Source organism: Tenacibaculum sp. SZ-18 (genome assembly GCF_002813915.1).
GTDB lineage: Bacteria > Bacteroidota > Bacteroidia > Flavobacteriales > Flavobacteriaceae > Polaribacter.
In genome coordinates this window covers 302,767-329,632 of record NZ_CP019335.1, presented here as the reverse complement: position 1 = coordinate 329,632, position 26,866 = coordinate 302,767, and the positions used below count along the sequence as shown (strand labels likewise).

The following is a 26,866-nucleotide window of genomic DNA, read 5'->3' as shown; positions in this document are numbered from 1 at the left end:
AGACCGATTGAAAAAAGTAGCAATATACGCGCAATCTTACTCCTTATCGAGCGAGAAAGAAATCAAGGCCTTAATAAAGGCATTAGAAAAGTATAACGTCGTGGTATTTATAGAAAAAGAATTTTACGAACTACTTTCTCAACACGATCTTCTAAACAAAAAATATCCTGTATTTGCTAGTTTTGACGATTTATCAGATTCATTTGATGCTTTATTTTCAGTTGGTGGTGATGGAACAATATTACGAGCAGTTACCTATGTCAGAGATTTAAAAATTCCAATTTTAGGAATAAATTCGGGTAGATTGGGCTTTTTGGCAACTGTTCAGAAAAAAGAAATAAAAGAAGCCATTGATCTTTTAATGAAGGGAAAATTTAGTGTTCAAGAAAGAACATTACTCCAATTGAAAACAACACCTGAAACCAATACATTCTCTGATGTAAACTTTGCCTTAAATGAAATAACTATTGCTCGAAGAAATACCACATCCATGATTGGTATAAAAACATACTTAAACGAAGAGTATTTAACCAATTATTGGGCAGATGGTTTAATTATTGCGACACCAACTGGTTCAACAGGTTACTCATTAAGCTGCAATGGACCTGTAATTTTACCAGACTCAACAAGTTTAATTATTACTCCGATAGCTCCGCATAATTTAAACGCAAGACCAATTGTAATTCCAGAAGAAACAACTATTCAATTAGAGATTAGTGCAAGAGAGAAAGATTTTCTAATTTCTCTAGATTCAAGAATAACTACGGTTCCACAAGAGACCAAAATATACATTGAAAAAGCACCTTTTACCATTAAAACTATACAATTAGAAGATCAATCATATTTAAAAACATTACGCAAAAAATTATTGTGGGGTGAAGACATAAGAAATCAAGCCTCTTCTTAAAAGGTACTTTCACTACAATAATTCTCTGAAAAAGAAGTTAATCAAAAAGACAGATTATTAACTTTTTAAAGCAAATTCAATTCCATATATTTGCACGCTATTTCTAACAATGAGGAGGTATATATTAATATTATTTACATTTTTAACAAGTGTTTCGTATTCTCAAATCCATGAGGTTGGTGTTTTCTTAGGGGGCTCTAATTTTATTGGGGATATAGGAAGGACTAATTATATTTTTCCAAATAAATTTGCGGGAGGATTAGTTTACAAATACAATTTTAATCCAAGAATCGCTATTCGAGCGAATTATAATACACTTCCTGTAAACGGTAATGATAATGAATCTGATGACATATTAAGGGAACAAAGGAACTTTAGTTTTAACAATACAATTCACGAATTAGCAGCTGGATTAGAATTCAACTTTTTTGAATACAATGTTCGTTCTTTGGGTCATACTTTTACTCCTTATATACTGGCTCAAGTAGCAGCATATAATTACAAAACTCCTGAGTCTGTCGTTGGAGGGAATGTTCAATTTACAAGTGATATTTCTTTAGCAATACCAATAGGAATCGGGGTTAAAGGAAGAATAACTGACCATTTAGCTTTTGCTTTTGAATCAGCTGTAAGACTGACTTTTACAGATGATATTGATTATACTACGGATAAAATTACTTCGCTAAATTTTGGAGGTAATGGTAATGATTTTTATACTTTTACGGGATTCTCATTAGTATATACTTTTGGAAGACCGGCATGCTACGCTGATAACGAATGATTTATGAATGAAAAACTACAAAGTATAAACCTACATAAAGTCCCTAATCATATAGCCATAATTATGGATGGTAATGGACGATGGGCAAAGAAAAAGGGCATGCAACGCGTTTTTGGACATCGCAATGCTTTAGATGCGGTTAGACAATCTGTGGAAGGAGCTGCAGATTTAGGAACCAAATATATAACACTTTACGCTTTTTCAACTGAAAACTGGAATCGTCCAAAACTAGAAATAGATGCTTTAATGAGTTTACTGATTAACTCGCTTAAAAAAGAACTTCCAGATTTTCACAAAAATGGAATTAAAGTGAATAGTATCGGAGCTATTGAAAACTTACCTAAAAAAGCACAACGAGTACTTCAAGAAGTAATACACGAAACAAGAAATAATAGTACCATAACCCTAACATTTGCTTTAAGTTATGGCAGTCGAGAAGAAATTGTTAATGCTATCAAAAACATATCTAAAAAAGTTGTTAATAACGAAATCGACCCAAAAAAAATTGATGAAAAAATTATAAATAATCATTTATATACATTTAATTTGCCCGATGTTGACCTTATGATTCGTACAAGTGGCGAACAGAGAATCAGCAATTTCTTATTGTGGCAAATGGCCTATGCAGAACTGTACTTTACAGATGTTTTATGGCCAGACTTTAGAAAAGATGATCTTTTCGACGCAGTAATAAACTATCAAAACAGAGAACGTAGATTTGGAAAGACAAGTGAACAGATTGGTACAGATGTATAGAGGATTTTTATTAGTAGTGTTATTCTTCACTACAACGGCAATTTCAATAGCGCAAGAAACAACAAAAGATTCTATCCAGCCTAACCCAAAGGAATCGAGTAAAATTAATTACGAAAAGGGAAAAGAGTATATTTTAGGTGGTTTTACAGTCACTGGATTACAGAAATTCACAGAATCTACCGTTAAAGTTTACACAGGATTATCTGAAGGACAACCTATTAAATTACCTGGAGATAAATTAACAAGTGCTATCAAAAAGTTATATGAAAGTAAACAATTTAGTGCTGTAGACGTTTATCTTTCAAAAATCGATGGTAATACAGTATATCTACAATTCGATGTAGTTGAATTACCAAAGTTGAACACAGCGACCATTACAGGTGTTAGTAAATCAAAATCCAGAGAATTAATCAAGGAAACTGAATTAAAAAAAGGAGTACAAGTTACCGATAACTTAATTGTAACAACACGCAACTATATCACGAAAAAATATACGGATAAAGGATATTTAAAAACAAAAGTTTCTCTTAACACTAAAAGAGATACGACCGATACGAATACTGTTAACATGTATATTCATATTGACAGAGGAGATCGTATTAAAATTAAAAATATTGATTTCGTCGGAAATAAAGCGTTATCTCAAAACAAATTGAGAGGCTTAATGAAGAACACTAAGAGAAAATTCTTAGGACGTTTTTGGAAATCATCGAAATACATTGAAGATGATTTTAAAGAAGATTTAGAAAATGTTTTAGAACGTTACAGCGAATTAGGTTTTAGGGATGCACGTGTATTAGACAATCGTTTGACATGGAACGAAGATAACACGATTAACTTAGAAATTGACATAGAAGAAGGTAAGCAATATCGCTTTGGAGATATACTTTTCGTTGGTAATAAAAAATATACTGATGATTTCTTAAACCAATTTTTAAAGATTGAAAAGGGGGATGTTTATAACGGAAAAGTCTTAAAAGAAAGAATTTCTGGCGACGGAACACCAGACTCACAAGATATCCAAACATTATACCATAATAACGGTTATTTATTTTCACAAGTAAACGCAGTTGAAACAAAGGTTAAAAACGACTCTATTACAGTTGAAATCAGAATTAGAGAAGATGAACCTGCAACGATTAGAAAAGTAACTGTAGCTGGAAATGATAAGACCAATGATCACGTTATATATAGAGAATTAAGAGTAAAACCCGGTGATTTATTCAGTAGACAAAATATAATTCGATCTATTCGTGAAATTGGACAGTTAGGATTTTTCGACACAAACGTAATTCCTGATGTAAAACCTGATTATCAGAATAAAACTGCAGATATTGAATTTTCTGTCGTAGAAAAAGGAGGTAGTCAAATTGAATTACAAGGTGGATTTGGTGGAGGATCTTTTATAGGTACGTTAGGATTATCGTTTAACAACTTCTCAATTAGAAACATTTTTAATAAAGATGCATATACACCACTTCCAATGGGAGATGGTCAGAGTTTATCTTTACGTTTACAAGCTAGTCGAACTAACAATACATACAGTTTATCATTTACTGAGCCTTGGTTAGGTGGTAAAAAACCACAATCACTTTCATTTTCTATTTATTTCTCAAATCAGTATCGTTTTGACTTTAGAACAAATCAAGTAGATAGAAGCCAAAGTTTAGGTATTTTAGGAGCCTCAATTGGATTAGCTAAAAGATTGCAATGGCCAGATGACTTCTTTACTTTAGCGCAAAATATAAGTTTCCAAAGAATTGCCTTAGATAATTTTCCATATAGAGTTGGTAATTCTAATTCCATCTTAAATAATGGTAATTTAAACAACTTATCATATACTGTTTCATTCAGTAGAAATTCAGCTGGACCGAGTTTAATTTTCCCTACTTACGGATCTGAATTTACATTGAGAGCAAAAGCAACTTTCCCTTATTCATTAGTGAATGGTAAAGACTTAACTGAACCTGATAATCTAACCGATGAGGAACGTCAAGACTTTTTAGCTGATCGCTACAATTGGTTAGAATACTATAAGTTATCTGCAAAAGGTAAATGGTATACTTCTTTAGCCAAAAAGCTAGTGTTGATGTCTAACTTCGAATTAGGCTACTTAGGAACTTACAATAATGAGTTAGGACTTACTCCAGTTGAAAGATATTTCGTTGGAGGAGATGGAATTGCTCAAGGACAATTAGATGGAAGAGAAATAGTCGGTTTACGAGGTTACGCCAACAATAGAATTTCCTCGTTGGAAGGAGGTTCTATCTATAATAAATTCCAGTTAGAATTACGTTATTCAATCACAGATAAACCATCTGCGTCAATATATACTCTAGGATTTTTAGAAGCAGGTAATGCTTATGACAATTTTAGTACTTTTAATCCGTTTGAATTGAAACGATCTGCTGGATTAGGTGTAAGAATTTTTATGCCAGCTTTCGGATTATTAGGTATTGATTTTGCCCACGGATTTGATCCTTTACCAGGAGAAACAGAAAAATCTGGATGGCAAACGCATTTTATTATTGGAAGACAATTCTAAAAACTTACATTTGTGATGTGTATAGCTTTTTGGCACGGTTTTTTCAAAACACATTATAAAGATGAAAAAAAACATTTTAACATTCGCTCTTTTACTTATTGTAGGTAGCGTTGCAGCGCAGAAAAATCAAAAAATTGCTTTTATTGATATGGACTATATTCTTCAGAATATACCTCAATACATCGAAGCTCAAAACGCTTTGAACGATAAAGTGGCCAAGTGGAGAGCAAACCTTGATAAAGAGGCTAGGGCTATTGAGCTATTGAAAACCGACTTAGGAAATGAAAAGGCAATTCTTACTCCAGAGCTTATCGAAGAACGCGAAGAAGATATCTTAGTAAAACAACAGGCCTTCAGGAAGTTAGAGTCTCTGTATTTTGGTACGAACGGGGATATGTATATTTTACGTAAGAAACTAATTCAACCAATTCAAGATCAAGTTTACAATGCTGTTCAAACAATAGCTGCAAGAAAAAAATATGATTTTGTTTTTGATAAATCGAGTGAATTAATAATGTTGTATTCTAATAAAAAACACGATATTAGCTCACTAGTTTTAAAGTTGATAAATATTGACCAGAAGCAACAAGCTAAACGCGATAAGATTGCTGCTAAAAAAGAATTATTAAGTAATAATGAACTCTCTGAAGCAGCGAAGCAACGTCAAGCTAAAAAAGAAGCCCTGAAACAGAAAAAACTTTCTGATAGAGAAAAAAAGCTTCAGGAAATAAAAGATAAACGTGAAGCTAAGTTAAAAGCTAGAGAAGAAAAAAGAAGATTGTTGAGAGAGAAAAAAGAGGCCTTAAAGAAAGCTAAAGAAGCGGCTAAAAAGAAAGAAGACGAAGACAAAAAGAATCAAGAATCAAACGATCAATAAATAGATAATTAACAAGAAAAAAGAACATAAAATTTAAATTAAAACAAAGATGAAACATTTTAAGACGTTATTATTAGTTGCGATTTTTACGATTGGATTAGGTGGTGTGGCGAATGCTCAAAAAGTTGCACACATTAATACGGACAAGTTATTAGCTGAGATGCCTGAAACAAAAGCATTGAAAGCGGATCTTGAAAAATTAAGAAACACTTACAGAAGCGATATCGAAGGAATGTTTAAAAAACTTGAGGCTAAAGTAAAAAAATACGAAGCAGAAGGTAAGACACAAACTCAAGAAGTTAACGTAAAAAGAGCTCAGGAGGTTCAACAAGATAGAGCTAAAATCGCTCAAGCGGAGCAAACTATGAATCAAGAAATGGCAAAAAGATATCAGGAAAAAACTTTACCTATCCTAAAGAAAGCTGAAGAAGCAATTAAAGCTGTAGCTGCTGAAAAAGGATTTATTTACGTTCTTGATGCCTCTCCTGGTAAAGGATTACTAGTATTCGAAAAAGGAGATGATATTTTTACTGCTGTAAAAGCTAAATTAGGATTCTAATCAAGAAATCAATATATTATTTAAAAATCCTGCTTAATAAAGCAGGATTTTTATTTTTGCAGGAGTTATAATGAAGGCAACAAAACAACAACCAATAGGTATTTTTGATTCGGGAATTGGAGGTACTTCAATTTGGAAAGAAATCCATACTTTACTTCCACTTGAACAAACCATTTATTTATCTGACAGTAAAAATGCACCTTATGGACACAAATCAAAAGAGACGATACTTGACCTATCTATCAAAAATACAGAGTTCTTGTTAGGTCGACAATGCAAAATTATTGTCATTGCGTGCAATACTGCTACTACAAATGCAATTTCATATTTGCGTAAGAATTACGGAGTTCCTTTTATAGGAATAGAACCCGCAATTAAACCTGCATCTATACAAACCAAATCGAACAAAATTGGAATTTTAGCAACAAAAGGAACATTAAACAGTTCTTTATTTGAACAAACTTCTTCCAAAATTAATCAAGAAGTAGAAATAATAGAACAAATTGGGGAAGGTTTAGTGGAACTAATCGAGAATGGGAAAATTGATTCGAATGAAATGGACACTTTACTTAATCAATATCTACAACCTATGATTACTCAAAATATAGACTGCTTAGTGCTCGGTTGTACACACTACCCTTATCTTATACCAAAAATTCAAAAAATCACAGGAAATAGTATTAAAATTATCGATTCTGGTGAGGCAGTTGCCAAACAGACAAAAAATATTTTAGCTCAAGAAAATTTATTAAGTACCTCTAAATCCAAAACTCGTAACACTTTCTATATAAATAAAGAAGGAACAACCTTAAAAAACATTTTAAGAAAACACATGGATGTTATTATTACAGAAAAAAACTTTTAGAATAGTTGGCCGTTAATATTGGGACATGCTGCCAATCTCTTTTTCCTGCATAATACATTCATACCTAAAGTTACTTGGTGAAATCCTGAATCAGCAAATAAAATATCTCCTGATTGTTTCGTGTAAGTGTATGAGAACATAAAACGATTGAAATTGACACCTACTATAGGAGAAATGTATTGAGCATTACCGAAGGTATTTCCGCCAAAAGAAGATCTGAAAGAAGCAGCTAACCAAAGTCTAGTTTTTCGAAAGTTCTTGTAAACCTTTACGTTTAGATCAAGAATTTTTTCTTGCGTTTGTTCCTTGAATTGGAACATAAAAGACGGTTCATATTGAAGTTTAGTTTCATTTCCAAAGAAATATCCTGCACCTAATATGTAATTTCTGAGATTTAGCGCTTCAAACTCGTTTCTAAGAACATCTTTAGCCGATAAGAATATATTTTTGATAGTTAAATAACTTGATAACCCTTTATAATGATACCCCAGACCAAAATCAGCATTTACATATAATTCACTTTCGATGACTTGTCTTACCGTAGGGTCTCCGGTAAAAGTACTTTGATCAACCTGATTTTGAACTCCTGAAAGAGATAAACCAAAAGATAACTGATTAAAAGTATTTCCTCTATCTAAATCTAAATGATAAGCATATGTACCTTGAAAAGCTAACTGGGAATGAAATCCGTTTTTGTCATTGAATATTATAGCTCCATACGCAGCTTTGGAGTCTGCATTTACCTTTGCATGAAAACTTAATGTTTGAAGTTCGGGAGCATTTTCAACACCTAACCATTGTGTTCTTGCAGTTAGACGAATTTTTCCACAATCTCCAATACCAGCTGCAGCTGGATGGATTAAGTAAACATTATCAGATAAGTAATCTTGATAAATTGGCAAGGTTTCTTGGGCCTGAATCCCTACTACCGAAAGAAACAAACAAATAACTCTAATCAAAAATTTCATTTAGTAACATTTACTTTAAGCCCGCAAATATATTTCATTTCAAAACAATTAACTAATATTAATTGTTAAAGAACCCTAATTCATTGTGTTATATACAAAACCAAGAAAGAAAATTAAGTAACTTTATTATAAAAACACTATAATGAATGCTTCTTATAGCGGATTGAATCGATTATTTTTAACGAAAGTGTAAATAATTTGTTGTTTACAAAACAAAAAACAACATAAAGAATGAAATATTCAATAACTTTTTAAAGTTTAAGTGTACTCCTCCTTTTTTGTATGTAATCTGAAAAATCGTTATTTTTAATGGCATTCTTAAATTGTTCCTCCAAAACACCAAATACTAAAGAGCCCTTACATTTCCTAGATGGGCTCTATTTTTTTATAACAAAAGTATTAGAACAAATATTACACTATACATCACAAACAATGTTATCTCAAAACCATAGTTATCTTTACTTTTCTTCATAATTAATTTATACGTATCAATAATTTCATAATAAAATTTTACATAATTGTATGTGAAAATCACCTCATCAAAAAATAAAACAGTTCAATTCCTATTTACCCTAATGCTTTGTCAAATTTTATTTATTATTCATAAAAAAAGCCCTTCTAGTTTAGAAGGGCCTTATGGTTACAGCAAAGTTATAAGGTAAAAAATGACACTATACATGATAATTAAAGTCATTTCGAATCTGTAATTATCTTTACTCCTTTTCATGTATTGTAAATTACTTCTTAATGAATCTTCGAACTCCTTTACCTGTTTCAGTTTCAATAATCATAAAATAAATTCCTTGTGATAAATTAGATACATTAATTGTCTCTTCATCAAATGAATTCTTGAATAATACTTCTTTCCCTAAAGTATTGTAAATTTTAACTTTATGTACTACTTCCTGAGATTCTATTCGTAAAACATCTGTTACTGGATTTGGATATAATTTAAATGGAACCTTAAATTTATCCTCATTTACTCCCAGGGTTGCAGAGAACGTAGCCGTAACATTTTTATCTGAATCCATTGTAATAGTTACCTGTGTAGTTGTTCCTGTAGCATCTCCACTCCATGCATCAAATGAAAAACCTGAGTCTGGAACAGCCGTTAAAGTAACAACAGTTCCTTGATCATATGTACCATTAACTGGATTCGGACTTGTGGTTACATTTCCATCAATTGCAGTAATAGTTAATGTTCTCTGAATTGGTGCAAAAGTAGCTGTAATAGTTTTATCAGCATCCATTGTGATTATCAACGGATTTGTTGTTCCTGAAACATCTCCACTCCATTCTACAAACTCATAACCTGCATCTGGTGTTGCAGTTAACGTTACAGAAGCACCATCACTGTATGTTCCGTTTGTTGGATTCGGATTTATAGTTACTGCACCATTTGTAGCGTTTACAGTTAATGTTCTCTGAATTGGTGCAAACGTAGCTGTAATAGTTTTATCAGCATCCATTGTAATTATCAACGGATTTGTTGTTCCTGAAGCATCTCCACTCCATTCTACAAACTCATAACCTGCATCTGGTGTTGCAGTTAACGTTACAGAAGTACCATCATCATAAGTTCCGTTTGTTGGATTCGGATTTGTAGTTACTGCACCATTTGTAGCGTTTACAGTTAATGTTCTTTGAATTGGTGCAAAAGTAGCTGTAATAGTTTTATCAGCATCCATTGTGATTATCAACGGATTTGTTGTTCCTGAAGCATCTCCACTCCATTCTACAAACTCATAACCTGCATCTGGTGTAGCTGTTAATGTAACTGAAGTACCATCGTCGTAAGTTCCTCCAGCTGGATCAGGTGTTATGGTTCCATCAGTAGCATTTAATGTTAATGTATATTGCGTTATTAAGCTTTCATAAGCTCCCATATCAACAGAACCTCCTGAAATTCTAGCATTGCCTGCTAAATCCTCAGTAATCTCTGAAGGAACATCTGAACTGCTTCCCGCATCAATCGCAGGAGAACCAGATTGTAAAGTAAAATCATTATTTGCATCGTCAGTAAACAAAGGATTACTGCTTAATGTATTTGTATTAGTCACATTGAAAAAACCATCAAAAGAAAGTGAGTTTTTAACTTGAATATTTCCATTTGGAAAAGTAGCATGTTCATTTCCAACTGATCTTAACTCTTGATTATTTGCATTTAAATTATTCCAAAAAATACTGTTATAAACATTAAGATTGATTGGTCCGTTGTTAAAGAAGGTATTTCTATTTACGTTAAATAACGTTGCTAAATTACTACTGTTAGAAGTATTTTTATTATTGACCAAAGTAGAGTTTATTAATGTTACATTGGTAGTTCCATTTGGTGTTCCACCTCCATCATTTCTAAACCATAAAATTCCATTACTTCCAGTACCTAATACAGAGTCACTTACTGTATTCCCTTCAATTAAACAATTTGACATTATAACGTCCAAACCAGGATTGAAACCAAAAACAAAAATTGCTGTTGCGCTTTGAGCCAAATTATTTCTTATAATAGTATTGTGTAATGCTAAATCTCCTCTTAACCCTCCTTGAATTGTACCACTGGAAATTGAAACATTATCTTCGAAAATTACATTTGATACACTTGCATTTGAATCAAATGAAGCAATGGTAGATCTGTATGCCAAACCTGAACCTCTTCTTGTATTTGAAGTGGCTCCATCGGCTTGACCGCCAGAAATGGTAAATCCATCAATAGTTGTTTCTAGCGTATTAACGGTAAGTACATTATACGCATTTTCACTACGATTATTACCTGTAAAAGAAACACCAGTATCATCATCATTAATATCTCCGGAAAGAATTGTTTGATTAACACTTAAATCTCTTTGATTAAAATTACTTTCTGTACCCGCAAAACCTCCGTAAAGCTTTGTTCTATTAACTGAAATTTCGAAAGTATTATTTCTTCCATTAGAACCTGATGGATGATATGTTCCTTTTGCTACCCAGATTTCTTTACCTGTTGCATAATTATCTAAAGCATCTTGTAAATTTGAATAAGCGTCGACCCAAGTAGAGCCATCATTATTACCCCCCGCATCCGTATCTACAAAAATTATGTTCAAAGGAGTATTAGCTGTAGTGTGAGGGGATTCATAACATCCAAAATCTACACCTAACGATTGAATTCTATCATTCCCCAAAATATCTGTTGTCACACCACTTGGTATTTTTGAATTATCTCCGTTGTTTACAACTGGAGAAGACGATTGTAAACCAAAATCAGTTGTACTATTAAATAAAGGATCTACATTTGTAATGGCAATTTTAGAAGCACTCGTATTACTGATAGCATTAAGTGTTGCAATATTATCAAACCCTCCATCTTCACCTACTGAAGTTTCTACAATATAACTTTTACCGCTTAATTGATTTGTATCATTTCCTATGGAGTGCATAACATCTCCAACCCCATTTCTATTTCCCCAAAAAATAGAATTATATACTCGTACATTCACAGGCGGGTTTGAAGTTATTCTTGAACTATTTAATAAAGTCGCATCTGTAGTATTAGTATTGTTATTATTGTTTACAACAGTACAATTTGTTAGAGTAACTGTTTGACCAAAATTGGAGTTATTAATATCTTGTCTGAACCATAAAATACCAGTTTTTCCAGCTCCAGAAACTGCCTCTAAAGTATTGTTACTAACAAGACAATTAGTAAGATTTACATTTAATATTCCACCGCTTGCTCTAGTATATAGTGCAACACCACCATTTCCGAAATTTTCATTAAAAACAGTATTTTCAATATTTAAAAAACCTTTATAATCAATCATTTGTACAACACCTAATCTTCTGACTAAGTTTTTTTCAATTATACAATTTTTAATAGTCATATTGTCTGCATCAATTAAAACAGCACTACCTTCTTGTCTATCACTAGATGAAGTATCATCAGCATGACCATTTGCAATGGTAACTCCATCTATTGTACAGTTAGTCGACTGAACTTTGACTATATTAAGGATGTTATCTGATCTGTTTACACCGAAATAATTAATTCCTGTATCATCACCATTTACATCTCCATCTAAAATTGTTTTATGTAAAGTAATATTTCTTTCAGATAAAAGTGATTCGGTTCCATTAAAACCACCATAAAGTTTAAGACTTGTTTGATTTAAAATAAAACTATCTGTTCTATTTGTACCCGGTATATAATTTCCTTCCGCAATCCAAATTTCATCACCAGTTGAATCATTTGCAAGTGCATCTTGTAAACTTGTGTAAGCATTCCCCCATGAAGTTCCATCGTTACTTCCTGTTGCATCTTTATCTACATAAATTTGAGCTTTAACAAGAAAACATGTAAATAAAAACAATAAGCATAATTTTACTTTCATAATAAATTTCATTTTTTATATTATGAAAACAAAGGTGTTACATTAAGCTGTTGATTATTTTTTTATTTAGTGAACTGTTAGGTTTTGTATGTGAAATGTAATTAGTTAAACACTCTATTCACCATTTGAATAAACTCATCTTTTCTATCTCTTGCTATGGGAATAGTACTAAGATTTTTCATTACTATGTGGAAACCATCTTTTTTAACTAATTCCTTCATGAATTTCAGATTTATAAGATAGGACCTGTGAGGTTTATAAAATAAAGGTTGATTCACTAACTGCTCAGTAAAGTGTTTTAACGTTCTACAGATTAATTCAGTTTTACCATTTTCTAAATGAACTTTGGTGTACACTCCATCGGCTTCGAAGTAAATTATATCTTCATGGGAAACAAAAATAATTCCTTTTGGTACCTCTAGAGCTATTTTATTCAAAGACAATTGATGTAATGCTTTTTCAAGATTCTCTAATTTACTTTTAATTTGTTTATCATTAATTACTTGTTTAGCTCTATCTATCGCTTTAATTAATTCTTTCTCATCAATTGGTTTTAGTACATAATCAATTGCGGAAAGTTTGAAAGCTTCCACCGCATATTGTTCATAAGCAGTTGTGAATATAATTTGGAAATCTATGAGATCATTTCCGAAAAAATCCAGAATTTCTAACCCAGAATGTTTTGGCATTTCCACATCAAGAAATACAATGTTAGGTTTTTCTTCCTTGATAAGTTGAACACCTTCTACTAGATTAGGTGCCTCTAAAATTATACTAACCTCTTGACAACTATCTTCTAGTATTGATTTTAGTACACGTCTTGATCTATTTTCATCGTCTATTATAATAACTTTCATAGGGGTAATTTTATGATAACTTTAGTGCCAATTGAATTTCCATCTTTATCGTAGAGATCAAGTATCTTTACTTGGATATTTTTACTCATCGCAGTATTCAATAGTTTAACTCTCTTTTGATTTGCAGATGTAGCAAAGGAAACATGACCTTTTTGTCTTTTCTCTTTTATTTTCGACGCTGCCTTTCTTCCTATTCCATTATCTAAAATAATACATTTTAAACTTTTCGTTTCATAATCCTTTGTAAATGAAACTTCTAATTTCTTATCTTCAGTTTTGTGCAGCAAGCCATGTTTGAGTGCATTTTCTACATAAGGTTGAATGAATAATGAAGGAATATAAATACTACTCAATTCTAAATTGTCATCTACATTAACCTCGTAATCAAATCCATTTTCAAATCGTTCTTGTTCAAGTTCTAAATATAATTTAAGGGTACTTAATTCATCTTCAAGCAAAATTTCTTTTTTCCTGCTTTGATCTAAATACAAACGAATAAGTCTTGCAAACCTAACTAGATATTCTCTAGCTAATTTTTTCTCATTTATTATAATATAATCTTGAATTGAATTTAGAGCATTAAAAATAAAATGAGGATTCATTTGAGAGCGCAAATTCTCTAACTGAGAAAATATCAAATCACGATTCATCTCTGCTTTCTCCAATTTTATTCTTTGGGCAGCTTCTAATCTTTTGGTAATACGCTTATAGTATAAAATCACAAGTAATATGATAAAAGTAAATGAAACTATCCTGAACCATTCTGTTTTGTAAATTGGAAGAGTTATTTGAATATTTATGCTATCTCCTTCTCTACTTATATTTTTACTTTCATCTATAATTCTATATCTTAATTTAAAATTACCTTCCGGTAGACTATTGTAATTTAAATAATCTGATCCTCTTGTAAGTGTTTTCCAATCGCTGTCCAAACCCTCTAAGAAATATTGGTAAATAATGGATTGATTGGAATGAAAACCCTTAATATTAAAGTTAAATTGGATATTACTAAACTCCTGAGGTAATATATAATTAGATTGAACTAAAGTATCCTTCTCTCGGATCTTAACCGATCTGACGTACGGTTTTTGTAGTTCACGTTCTTTAAAAATACTGTGCTTATTAAAACTATACAAACCTATATTAGATGAGAAAATCACATCATTTTCCAACACTTCAAGATGTTTAATTGCATAAGAATTAATACCATCTTGTTTTGTTAGTATTTTAAAAATACCATTTTTAATATCATATCGCTGTACTCCTTTTTCAGTAGCAATCCACAAATCATTTCCATATGCACTAATTGTATTTACATAATTGGAAGCAAGACCGTTGTCTTCGTTAATCTTTTTTACAACAACATCATTCTTAATTCCGTAAACTCCATTATCATAAGTTGAGACCCAAACAATTCCATTAGCAGACTCTGCCATTTTAAATGTATAAATGGAATTATCGTCAATTTTAATCTCCTTTTTATTACTCAAATCTTTTGAATATGCGTGCAAACCATCCACATCACTCACATAAATCATATCGGAAAACTTTGCGCTTAAACATGTGTAAGCCCTTTTAAAAGTAATTCGATTTTTATAATTTATTCCTTGAGTAACATACACTCCATTGGCAGCACTAATAATGTAGGTAGAATCATTTATTACACTGGTATTTTTAATTCCCGAAGTATTTTCTATTTCTATGTTTTCTTTTTTTCTATAATTATCTAGTGTAAAAAGGCTATTGTCAGATGCATAAAGTAATCTTTTTGCTTTTCTATTATAAGAGAGACTTCTTATATAGAAACCATCAGAAAAGGTGTTTTTTTGAATAGAATTAGACAATTTATTGTACTCTAGAAGTGAACCTGAGCTTGTACCAATGTAACATAAAGTATCATTCTTCTTTTCTAAAACAGAAACATCACTAATTTCTGAAAGTCTTTTTAATTGTTCATTTGGAATTATGTAAATACTATTATCTAATGTAGCTATCCATAAATTATTATTAACATCTATTAATGACTTAGTTACGAAAACACCCTTTAGATAGTGATCTTTTATTTCTAGTGAATTATTCTCTTCATTACATATATACAAGCCGTTAGAAGTTGAAAAGTAATAATTACAGTCACTTTCAAATAGTCCTTCAACTCTATGAGTATTTATTTCTTGAGGAATAGCAAGTTTTTGTAAATCCTTCTCAAATTTATACACTTGAGTATTTAGATGTTGCTCATCACTCCTTATTATCCAAAGTTTATTTTTTAATCTATAGAGATTTGAAAAAGTGATACGATTATCATTAATCTTACTACTAATCAAACTATCGCTTGTTGTACTTAAGTTATATGATTTAATTTTAAATTTTTCAGAAATATAAAGTAGTTTATCGTCAAATACTAAGCCCATTGTAGTCCCTCTCACATTTATAGGTATAGTTTTCTTTTCTTTCGTTTTTAAATCAATAACAAAAGTGGTTGGTATTGGTTTAGTGTAAATTTTGAAAGCTAATTTATCCTTTAGAAAAACAAAATCTGTATAAGCTCCTTTGATAATATTTTGATAGTTTCCAAAGAGTTGCAATTTATTATCCTCAACATAGAAAAATTGACCTGCTAAATTGTTACACCAAACCCTTCCTTTTGGATCTAATGTTAAGTTAAAAAAAGATCGTCCTTGTTTTTTAGGATGCGTAAGCTGTGTGAAAGTTTTACCATCAAATTTAAAAAGTCCTTTATTCGCTGCTATCCAGATATTCCCTTTTTTATCTTGTAATAAATCATACACCTCATTATCTGGAAATCCATCTTTATCAGAAATATGAATTGCAATTGGTTCTTGAGCATAAACATCCAAGAATATAAATAGCAAGTAAATATGAAATAAGGACTTTTTCAAAATATTACAATTGTATTTCAAATTTACAATTAAATAAAAACTATAAATTAAAAAATTAATGAACTGTTCCTATTTCTTAATAAACAGTAATTAAAAAGAAAAAAGCCCTTCTGGGTTTAGAAGGGCTTTGTGGTTACAGCAAAGCTATTAGGTAAAAAATGACGACGTAAATGATTACTAAAGTCATTTCGAACCTGTAATTATCTTTACTCCTTTTCATGTATTGTAAATTACATCTTAATGAATCTTCGAACTCCTTTACCTGTTTCAGTTTCAATAATCATAAAATAAATTCCTTGTGATAAGTTAGATACATTTATTGTCTCTTCATCAAATGAATTCTTGAATAATACTTCTTTCCCTAAAGTATTGTAAATTTTAACTTTATGTACTACTTCCTGAGATTCTATTCGTAAAACATCTGTTACTGGATTTGGATATAATTTAAATGGAACCTTAAATTTATCCTCATTCACTCCCAGGGTTGCAGAGAATGTAGCCGTAACATTTTTATCTGAATCCATTGTAATAGTTACCTGTGTAGTTGTTCCTGTAGCATCTCCACTCCATGCATCAAATGAAAACCCTGAATCTGGAACAGCCGTTAAAGTAACAACAGTTCCTTGATCATATGTACCATTAACTGGATTCGGACTTGTGGTTACACTTCCATCAATTGCAGTAATAGTTAATGTTCTCTGAATTGGTGCAAACGTAGCTGTAATAGTTTTATCAGCATCCATAGTGATTATCAACGGATTTGTTGTTCCTGAAGCATCTCCACTCCATTCTACAAACTCATAACCTGCATCTGGTGTTGCAGTTAACGTTACCGAAGTACCATCGTCGTAAGTTCCGTTTGTTGGATTCGGATTCGTAGTTACTATACCATTTGTAGCGTTTACAGTTAATGTTCTTTGAATTGGTGCAAAAGTAGCTGTAATAGTTTTATCAGCATCCATTGTAATTATCAACGGATTTGTTGTTCCTGAAGCATCTCCACTCCATTCTACAAACTCATAACCTGCATCTGGTGTTGCAGTTAACGTTACAGAAGTACCATCATCGTAAGTTCCGTTTGTTGGATTCGGATTTGTAGTTACTGCACCATTTGTAGCGTTTACAGTTAATGTTCTTTGAATTGGTGCAAAGGTAGCTGTAATAGTTTTATCAGCATCCATTGTAATTATCAACGGATTTGTTGTTCCTGAAGCATCTCCACTCCATTCTACAAACTCATAACCTGCATCTGGTGTTGCAGTTAACGTTACAGAAGTACCATCATCGTAAGTACCGTTTGTTGGATTCGGATCTGTAGTTACTGCACCATTTGTAGCGTTTACAGTTAATGTTCTTTGAATTGGTGCAAAAGTAGCTGTAATAGTTTTATCAGCATCCATTGTGATTATCAACGGATTTGTTGTTCCTGAAGCATCTCCACTCCATTCTACAAACTCATAACCTGCATCTGGTGTTGCGGTTAACGTTACAGAAGTACCATCATCATAGGTTCCATTTGTAGGATTCGGATTTGTACTAACTGATCCATTAGTTGTATTAATAGTTAGCGCGAAAGTTAATGTTTGATTTACACCTTCGTATGCTCCCAAATCTACTGTTGTATTTTGAATTCTATCTTGTCCTCCAAGATCTTTTGTTAATGCTCCTGGTACTTTAGTATTGTCTCCTGAATCCAAAGCTGGTGAACCAGTCAGTAATCTATAATCACTTCTTAATAAAGGATCAGCATCTGTTTGACTATAATGACCACCTTGAACAATATTATTAGCAAAAGTAGCAGAAGCTCCATTAGTTCCTAAAACCGCTATAGAAGATGTACCTCCATTATTATATAAAATAGAATTATAGAATCTTACTGGGTAAGAACTAGCTGACTTTAAGTCAATTTCAACAGCCATATTATTAGTAGAACTATTGTTTGCTATGGTTGTATTCGTTACAGTAACATCTGACGCTGGAGTACTTCCTGTTGTTCCACTACTTTTGATAAATAATGCAGAAGGTTCATCTGCAGCTCCCGTAGTATTTTCTGCAATTAGAGAGTTTGTTATTTTACCAAACGCTCTGATACTATACTGTTGACTTCCAGAAAAAGCGATATTAGCCGTATTACTCGAGTAATTATTTTTTATAATACAGCTCTCAAAATCCATATGCACTTGAGTACCCGAAGCTCCACAAGGATTAAATCTATTAAAAACCGCATAATTTGTAGCAGTATTATTTCTAACAATACTATTTTTTAATACTAACCTCACTTGCTCACTTACATTTCCAGTATGAGCATTAATTCCAGCACCACCTCTATGATCATATTGACTAGGTTTAGAAGTACTACAACTGTTACTTAAACTTCCATTAGCATTACCATCTTGAATTATAAATCCATCTAAAAAACCTAAATTTCCTCCTCCTAATCTTTTAACTGTAAGAACATGGTAAGCATTATCTTGTCTTGTAGCTTCGGCAGGAATTAAATTAGCATTATCATCTCCATTTAAATCACCTGATAAAATTGTAGCATTTGTAGTATGAATTAAATTCATATCTCTTTCAGATAATTTAGTTTCAGTTCCTGCAAAACCTCCATATACTTCACCTAAAAGGCCAACAGTAAAAGTTGCATTTCGTCCACTTCCTGTAGGTTTATAAGTTCCTTTTGCCACCCAAACTTCTTTTGAATTCGCTCCAGCGTTCATTGCTGTTTGTAAATCTGTATATGCATCTGCCCAAGAAGTACCATCATTATTTCCGGTTGCATTTACATCAACAAAGATTGGTTTTTCAACAAAAGTTGCTGTAATATTCTTATCAGAATCCATTGTAATGGTTAACGGATTTGTAGCTCCCGTTGCATCTCCGCTCCAACTATCAAACTGATATCCTGCATCAGGCGTAGCTGTTAATGTTACCGATGTTCCATCATCATAAGCTCCATTAGTTGGGTTTGGGTTTGTAGCAACAGAACCATTAGTTGATGTAATTGTTAAAACTTTCGGCGTTTTTACGAAAACTGCCGTAACGCTTTTATTAGCGTCCATAGTTACATTTACAGGATTCGAAGTACCTGTAACATCTCCAGTCCACTCACTAAAAACATAACCAGCATCTGGAACTGCAGTCAATTCTACAACAGTAGCCTGAACAAATGAAGATCCATTTGGATCGTTAGTAACAGAACCATTAGTTGCATTCTTAGACAACGTAAATACACCTGGCGTTCCTGCTCCTAATTCATACACTCCCAAATCAACAGTAGTGTTAAAAATTCTAACATTACCTAATAAATCTGTTAACGTATTTAATGGTAATTTTGAATTGTCACCCGAATCTATTGCTGGAGATGTTGCTTGTAATGTAAAGTCGTTATTTGCAGCATCAGTAAATAATGGATCATTATTACTTGTGTTTGTTTTATCTGCAGATGCTAAATTTGTAAAATCATCATTAGCAATACTGTTATATACACTAAGGGTACCGTAGTCTGAAACAGTACCACTAGAAATTGCTCTAGATGCTATTCCTCCCGTTGCTTCATTTCCCCAGAAAATAGAATTTGTTACCTCTGAAATAAATACATTACTGTTTTTTTCAAGTACTAATGGAGATCTATTAAAGTTGTTTACGTTTGTTGCTGTACCTAAATCTTTATTATTAACAAATGAACAGTTAATAAACTTTGATGCTAATGTAGCACTTCCTGCACTTGTAGCTCTTGAACGTATCCAAGCAACACTTCCGAAATATCCTTTTGAAGTACCTCTGTCTTTAGCCTCATTATCTTTGAAAAGTGTATTTACTACTTCAATAGTACTAACTCGATTATTTACTCTAGCATCATTCACATAAATTGTTCCATATCGTGATAAATTATTTTCTATTATTGAATTCTTCACCACTAACTTCATATTAGATGAACTAGAAAATGCTGTTTCATTTCTTAAATAAGTAAATGCTGCTAAATCTGCCACATTATTTTTAACAGTACAATCTACCATTGTAAATCCGTTTAAATTATTTGACATTAAACGAATAGCTGCAGAATGTGATCCTGATGTTGTACTATGACCATCTGAAATAATCAACCCATCAAAATAAATATTATTTGCTGTTAATTTTATAATATTGTTCGTGTTATCTGTTCTATTCACCCCTGAATAATCTACACCTGTATCATCTCCATTTAAATCTCCAGATAATATTGTTTGGTTACTGGCAATATTTCTTTGTAATATATCGCTCTCTGTACCAGAAAAACCTCCATAAAGTTTCATGCCATTTTTGGTAACTTCAAAAGAAACTGTAGGATCTGAAGCATCTGCTTTGTAAGTTCCTTTTGCAATCCAAATTTCCTGACTGTCAACCGCAACGGCAAGCGCACTTTGCAAATCTATATAAGCATTTGTCCATGAAGTCCCATCATTATTTCCAGTTGCGTTAACATTTACATATAATCGACCATTTGTACGAACCTCTTTTTCTAGTGACCAATTTGACTTTGAACTACCACCACAATCTTTTCTTAAATACACTTTATATATTGTAGAAGGTTGAAGTCCTGTTACTGCAACTTTATTTCCAGAAGTATAATTAATATTACTTTGTATTGTAGCACTACTAAATGGAGTTCCAGTTGGTACATAAGCTAAATCAAAAGTCCCATCTTCTGTCCAAGCAACATTAAAGCTATTTTGAGTAATATCACTTTCTGTAATTGTACTTGGAAGTGGAGGGAAACAGAAATTATTTCTTGTAGCTATTTGCGTGATTTCCTGTTCTGTTAAAACTCTTCCGTAAATATTAACTTCATCAATTTCATCCAAATATGTCTCTGTAGTTGTAAAACCTGAACTCGCATTTTTTCCAAACCTTATTGAAGCATTTGTATCATAAGGTCTAAATGAAGTACCTGATCCTAAACTAATGCTTCCAGAACCTGTTCCATCACCTTGATGAACGCCATCAACATATAATTTTACGCGAAAAGAATATATATCAGATGCTCCTGTAAAACTTGATGTGTAATAATATGCCACTACAACATGATGCCAATTACCATCACTAACTTTGGTATTACTTACCTTTCCTGCTCCTCTGTATGTTGTACTAGCATTTCCTTGAAAACCTGTACGTAATGTAGCACCAATATTTCCATCTCTTAAGTAAACATAAACTCCTTCCCATTGAGTATCTGTTTGTGAACTCCTACCGCTGGTATCATCAATAATAGTTCTAATGTTAGCATCATCAGTGGAAGTTCTTATCCAAAAACTTATAGATGCTACATCTTGTTGTGTAGCAACATTCGGGTAATTAATATTTGCCCTAGTTAAATAATCTCCGTTCAAACTTACTGCCAAGTTTGACGACAAAAAACGATCGTTTACTTGTGTAAGGGAACTTCCCGTTTGAGTAAAATTAGCTCCATTAGCCGCATCTACGAGAGAACCATTGTCTAAGTCATATTGCGCTATTATCCCATTAGTAGGAATTTGCGCATAACTTACACTGGTTACAAAAAATAATAAATAAAGTAATTTTAATTTCATGATAGTGTATATTATGTTACTTAATGACACAAAATTGTTCCATTTTACTAGAAATTCAGAACTACAACTTCTGAAAGTATGTTTTCAACTGCTGAATTGTAACTCAAGTTTTTTTTAACTCTATTAAAACATTTTTATAATTAAAAAAGCCCTGCAACTGACTAGATTGCAAGGCTTCATCTCCTAAAAATGTAAAGACTGTTATTCAATAATAATTTTCTCTATTTCTTAAAATATTTATTCACTAAACTTACAGGAATATCTTTTGAAAACTTATCAGAATATAATTTTTCAATTACTAATTCTTTTGAAAAACCACTATCTGTATTTTTCTGATTTATTTTTGCTGCATTAATATCGGTGTCATCACCATTTACATACACATAATAAGCAATTAATTGTCTATCGGTAACTTCATCAGTAACTCTATCCATTTTTTCTTTCCACTCATCTGAATATACCACTAGCTTTCTTATCTCTAAATTCGCATTGTTTCTATATTGCTTTAATTTTTTGTAAATAGCTTTTTCACATAACTTTGCTAACTCTGGAGAATGCAATTTACCTTCTTTTGGCATGAACTTAAAAGAGCCTAACTTTACTCTCTTTTCAAAATCTTTTACATAGCTCATTGCTTTTTCTCCGCTCCACTCATCAAACTTTTCAGCACTAGGTGCAGCAATCACAAATGGTCCTTTAATATTTGATTTTGATGAGGCATAATAAGGATACTTTCCTCCAATTTTTTTACCACCATCAAAAGCATATACTAAATACACACCGTCTGGAGTTTTTAATACTCTTTTTGAAGGAGATGGAACTGGTGTAAATGAGTGCTTTGTTCCACTTTGATCGGTAACGTCCTTTAATTCATCAATATGAAAAACTTCTTCTCCCTCTTTTACAAAAAGACTACTATACACTCCGTCAACACCTCTACTATACTCATCTTTTGCAAATCTAGGATGTAACACAAAAGCCAATTTTTTTCCTGACCCGAAGTAATAAGCTGTATATTCTTTTCCGCTTCGTTTTTCTGTTTTTGTACGCATTTCCAAATTAGTAAATCCGCTTGCAAATCTTGAACTCATTTTGTTCTTCGAAACAAAATTTGCTCCTCCTTTTGTACCTCCGTTATCAGCACGTGCTTTACTAGATTTTGACTTATTAGAACTTGATGTTTTTGATAACGATTTCTTAACTTTTTTAAAAAATTGAGCGTTCACCTCGTCAGCACCAAACATTGTGATTAATGCTAATGCAAAAAACACAATTCCTTTTTTATTTAAATTTCTCATGTTATAATAATTTTATAAGTTTTCCTTCCTCAAAGTTGCATTTATAGTGTTGAAAATTATACACTTACTTTCCGAAAAGAGGGTTTCAACTTCTGAAAAATATAAAAACAATTAAATTATAGCCCATAAAAAAAGCCGAATTATCGGCTATTATAAAAAACTGAATAATCAAGTATTAAATGCATTGAACTATCGCTAGAAATTCATCTCTTTTATCCTTTGAAATAGATACACATTTATTGTTTTCCATAACAATATAACCACCATCTTTTTTGACATATTCTCTAAGGTAAGTGAGATTCACTAAATAAGACCTGTGTGGTTTATAAAAAACTTTAATATTTAATAATGCTTCCACAAAATACTTGAGTGGTTTACTTACAAAGATATTCCCCTCGGTTGTAGATACTCTTGTGTACATTCCATCTGCCTCAAACATTATAATTTTATCTACCTCCACGAATTTTATACCGTTCGCATTTGGTAATCCTATTTTCTTGAAGTTAGACTTTTCTAAACTAGATTTTAACTCTTTTAGTCTGATATTAATTTGTGAATCTCCAACAAAATTTAGCACTCGATCAATTGCGTCTTTTACCTGATTTGGTCGAACTGGTTTTAATAAATAATCGATGGCAGACAATTGAAATGCTTGGACTGCATATTCGCTGTAAGCGGTCGTAAAAATAATTTCGAAATTATAGGAATCTTTTTCAATAAAATTGAGAAGCTCTAATCCTGAGTGTTCTGGCATCTCAATGTCTAAGAAAACGATTCTTGGTTCTTCTTGTTTTATTAACTCAATACCAGTGAGTAAATTATCAGCTTCACAAATTTCTGTAATTTTAGGACAATTTTCTTCTATTAAAATTCGAAGAACATTTCTCGCTCTTTTTTCATCATCAATTATTAATACTTTCATCTTAAGATTTTATTATTGGGATGGTTAATATCACTTTGGTTCCTTTTGGTTCATGATTTTCCATCAAATCAATTATTTCAATACCAATTTTTCGTTCCTTACCATAATTCAATAAATCCAATCTTTGAGTATTTGCATCTAATGCGAAAGATTTATGATTTGGTTTAAGTCTGCTTTTTATTTCTTCAGATTTTTTTCTTCCTACTCCATTATCCTCAATAATACACTGAACTAAAGAACTAGAAAGCTTAGAAATACTAATATTCAGTTTTCGGTTATCTTTTTTATGTAAAAGTCCATGTTTTAAAGCATTTTCTACATACGGCTGAATTAACATTGTCGGTATTTTTATCAATTCAAAACTCGCCTTTTCTTCAACATCAAAAGAATAACTGAGCTCATCTTCAAAACGTAATTTTTCAAGTTCTAAATACAAGTTTAAATTATGAACCTCTTCTGGAATTGAAATGAACCCTGTGTCACTGTAGTATAAATAATTACGAATGAGATCTGCAAATTTTCCGAGATAATCACTCGCTAAAGACTTTTTATTTAGGACTATATATTCTTGAATAGAATTTAAAGCATTGAAAATAAAATGCGGATTCATTTGTGCTTTCAACGCTTTTAATTCAGCATCTCTATATTGTTTTTCCAATGCTAATCTTTTCTGCGTTTCTTTTAACTCTAGAGTAATTACCTCAGCTTTTTTCCTTGCTTTTATTCTACCTAAATAAAATAATGAAGCAATTAATATTAAAATTCCGATGATAACTGAGCCAATAAATAGATTTCTATTTTTTGAACTTTCTAACTTGGCATAATTTTTCTCTTGTTCTATTTTATCTGTTTCATATTTTATCCTAACGTCTTCAATTATTTGTTTTTTTTCCTTACTATCAATGCTATCTCTCGCAGCGATATATACCTTATTAATAGAATCAGCTAATTGATTTTTTTGTTGAATACTATAGTTTACATATAATATTTGAGTAATTCTCTTTTTCCAAAACAAATTACCTTGCGATTCATAAATTTTTAAAGATTTTAAATACCAAGGTTCTGCTTCTTTATGTTTAAACTGCATAGAATATAAGGTTGCTTTAGAAAAATAAGGGCCCGCTAATCTTGCTTTATTATTGGTCTCGTAATATTTTATGATGTCATCAATTACAGACTCTGCTTTATTAAATTTCCGATGATCTTTATATAATGATGCTAAAGGAGTCTTGAATATATATTCTATCTCTTTATTATTAGCTTTTTTTGAAAGTTCAATCCCTTCTATATATCTCTTTTCTGCACCTTCAAAATCTTTATTCATTCTTTCTGCTTCTGCATAATAATACAGATTTCTGAAATGCCCTCTACTATTCGGATTTGACTTTGATATATTATAATTCTCCGCTGCCAAGTCCTTCGCTTGGTCGTAATTCATATTATTTGAATACGCGCTAAGTAATTGAACATTTGCCTCTTGAATTAAAGTTTCGTTTTGTAAAGAGTCAGCAATTTTTTTTGAGTTTATTCCTAGCTCCATAGCCTTGGTTAATTTGCCTAATTGTAAATTAACTCCAGCTAAACCTGATAAACTTAAAGATTCGAACTTTTTAGATTTCAATTCTTTTGATAAGAATAATGCTTCTTGAAGTTTTGTTTCGGCTTCTTTATAATTCGATCTTTGAATTCTCTTAGCAAAGGAGAGAAGTTTCTGAATTTTAATTGTATCATTCGTCTTATAATTGACAATTTCAGCTCTTAAACTGTCAATTATTTTGTTTTGACTAAACGAAAAATTAAAACATATTAAAGTAATCAGAAGTAATAGTTTTCTCATACAGTGTTTTTAAGCTATGTTAATTTCCATAAAAATAGTTAATAACCTTACTTACAACTTCTAAAACCTAAAAAACAACTTCTAAATATGAGTTTTAAGAGGCTAAATATTTTGTACGATGGTTAGAAACTCTTCTTTTTTGTCCTTTGAAATAGAAACTGACTTATTATTTTCCATTACAATATAACCTCCATCTTTTTTTACATATTCCCGCAAATAGGTAAGATTTACTAAATATGAACGGTGCGGACGATAAAAAGTATTTATTTTCTGTAATGTATCAACAAAAAACTTTAAAGGTTTACTTACTAAAACATCCTCTGAAGTTGTAGATACTTTTGTATACATTCCGTCGGCTTCCAACATAATGATATCATTAAAATCAACGAATTTAATTCCGTTACTATTTGGTAAACCAATCTTCTTGAAATTAGACTCGCTTAAACTCAACTTTAATTCATTTAACTTTTTGTGAATGTCTTTATTTCCAAGTAGGTTTTCTGCTTTATCAATTGCTTCTTTCAACTCTTCACTATCAATTGGTTTTAAGAGATAATCAACCGCGTTTAGTTTGAATGCTTCAATTGCATAATGATTGTAAGCTGTTGTGAAAATAATTTGAAAATCTACCTCATCTTCATTTAAAAAATCTAAGATTTCTAATCCAGAGTATTCGGGCATTTCAATATCAAGAAATACAATTTCTGGTTTAAACTCTCTAATTAACTTTACTCCAGAAAGTAAATCATCAGCATCTTTAATTTCTTTAATTTTAGGGCATTCTTCTTCTATTAAAGTGTTTAAAACACTTCTCGCTTTTAATTCATCATCAATTATAATTGCTTTCATATGAGCTG

Annotated in this window: 16 protein-coding genes; 7 read left to right on the top strand and 9 right to left on the bottom strand. The window is 31.5% G+C overall.

The genetic code is table 11. The features are described 5' to 3' along the window. Window positions 1-7 precede the first annotated feature (7 nt). The 7 genes from BTO06_RS01520 to murI all read left to right on the top strand — a co-directional run bounded on the left by BTO06_RS01520 (window position 8) and on the right by murI (window position 7,290). Entirely contained in the window at window positions 8-907 is a 900-nt protein-coding gene (locus BTO06_RS01520; RefSeq protein ID WP_198517121.1) for an NAD kinase, read from the top strand. Window positions 908-1,016: 109 nt separating this feature from the next. Further along, the gene (locus tag BTO06_RS01515) at window positions 1,017-1,688 is read left to right on the top strand and encodes a type IX secretion system protein PorG (protein WP_100923632.1); all 672 of its coding nucleotides are present in this window, start codon (window positions 1,017-1,019) and stop codon (window positions 1,686-1,688) included. Between the two features lie 3 nt (window positions 1,689-1,691). Continuing rightward, a complete protein-coding gene (locus BTO06_RS01510) occupies window positions 1,692-2,444 on the top strand; it encodes an isoprenyl transferase (protein WP_100923631.1) in 753 nt (250 codons plus the stop codon). Then, window positions 2,437-4,989: an outer membrane protein assembly factor BamA gene (gene bamA, locus BTO06_RS01505; protein WP_100923630.1), complete on the top strand. Its 2,553-nt coding sequence runs from the start codon at window positions 2,437-2,439 to the stop codon at window positions 4,987-4,989. The genes BTO06_RS01510 and bamA overlap by 8 nt, the downstream gene beginning before the upstream one ends. A gap of 61 nt (window positions 4,990-5,050) precedes the next feature. Continuing rightward, on the top strand, window positions 5,051-5,866 hold the full coding sequence (locus BTO06_RS01500; protein WP_100923629.1) for an OmpH family outer membrane protein: 816 nt from the start codon (window positions 5,051-5,053) through the stop codon (window positions 5,864-5,866). 49 nt (window positions 5,867-5,915) lie between these two features. Then, on the top strand, window positions 5,916-6,425 hold the full coding sequence (locus tag BTO06_RS01495; protein WP_100923628.1) for an OmpH family outer membrane protein: 510 nt from the start codon (window positions 5,916-5,918) through the stop codon (window positions 6,423-6,425). A gap of 70 nt (window positions 6,426-6,495) precedes the next feature. After that, the gene (gene murI, locus BTO06_RS01490) at window positions 6,496-7,290 is read left to right on the top strand and encodes a glutamate racemase (RefSeq protein WP_100923627.1); all 795 of its coding nucleotides are present in this window, start codon (window positions 6,496-6,498) and stop codon (window positions 7,288-7,290) included. On the opposite strand, the gene BTO06_RS01485 is transcribed toward murI, so the two are convergent. The 9 genes from BTO06_RS01485 to BTO06_RS01445 form a co-directional block, all read right to left on the bottom strand. Continuing rightward, complete coding sequence (locus BTO06_RS01485) at window positions 7,287-8,258, bottom strand: PorP/SprF family type IX secretion system membrane protein (RefSeq protein ID WP_100923626.1); 972 nt, start codon at window positions 8,256-8,258, stop codon at window positions 7,287-7,289. The genes murI and BTO06_RS01485 overlap by 4 nt on opposite strands. Before the next feature lie 737 nt (window positions 8,259-8,995). Further along, on the bottom strand, window positions 8,996-12,625 hold the full coding sequence (locus tag BTO06_RS01480; RefSeq protein ID WP_198517120.1) for an InlB B-repeat-containing protein: 3,630 nt from the start codon (window positions 12,623-12,625) through the stop codon (window positions 8,996-8,998). Between the two features lie 101 nt (window positions 12,626-12,726). Next, on the bottom strand, window positions 12,727-13,482 hold the full coding sequence (locus BTO06_RS01475) for a LytR/AlgR family response regulator transcription factor (RefSeq protein WP_100923624.1): 756 nt from the start codon (window positions 13,480-13,482) through the stop codon (window positions 12,727-12,729). Continuing rightward, window positions 13,479-16,382, bottom strand: coding sequence for a sensor histidine kinase (locus BTO06_RS01470; protein WP_157811702.1), 2,904 nt, complete (start codon window positions 16,380-16,382; stop codon window positions 13,479-13,481). Before BTO06_RS01470 ends, BTO06_RS01475 begins: the two co-directional genes overlap by 4 nt. 230 nt (window positions 16,383-16,612) lie before the next feature. After that, window positions 16,613-21,952, bottom strand: coding sequence for an InlB B-repeat-containing protein (locus tag BTO06_RS01465; protein WP_100923622.1), 5,340 nt, complete (start codon window positions 21,950-21,952; stop codon window positions 16,613-16,615). 221 nt (window positions 21,953-22,173) lie between these two features. Next, complete coding sequence (locus BTO06_RS01460; protein ID WP_100923621.1) at window positions 22,174-23,250, bottom strand: hypothetical protein; 1,077 nt, start codon at window positions 23,248-23,250, stop codon at window positions 22,174-22,176. A gap of 175 nt (window positions 23,251-23,425) precedes the next feature. Continuing rightward, on the bottom strand, window positions 23,426-24,172 hold the full coding sequence (locus BTO06_RS01455) for a LytR/AlgR family response regulator transcription factor (protein ID WP_100923620.1): 747 nt from the start codon (window positions 24,170-24,172) through the stop codon (window positions 23,426-23,428). Window position 24,173: 1 nt separating this feature from the next. Beyond that, window positions 24,174-26,009, bottom strand: a complete 1,836-nt coding sequence (locus BTO06_RS01450; protein ID WP_100923619.1) for a sensor histidine kinase — start codon at window positions 26,007-26,009, stop codon at window positions 24,174-24,176. 102 nt (window positions 26,010-26,111) lie between these two features. Continuing rightward, window positions 26,112-26,858: a LytR/AlgR family response regulator transcription factor gene (locus tag BTO06_RS01445; protein ID WP_100923618.1), complete on the bottom strand. Its 747-nt coding sequence runs from the start codon at window positions 26,856-26,858 to the stop codon at window positions 26,112-26,114. Between the last annotated feature and the right edge of the window lie 8 nt (window positions 26,859-26,866).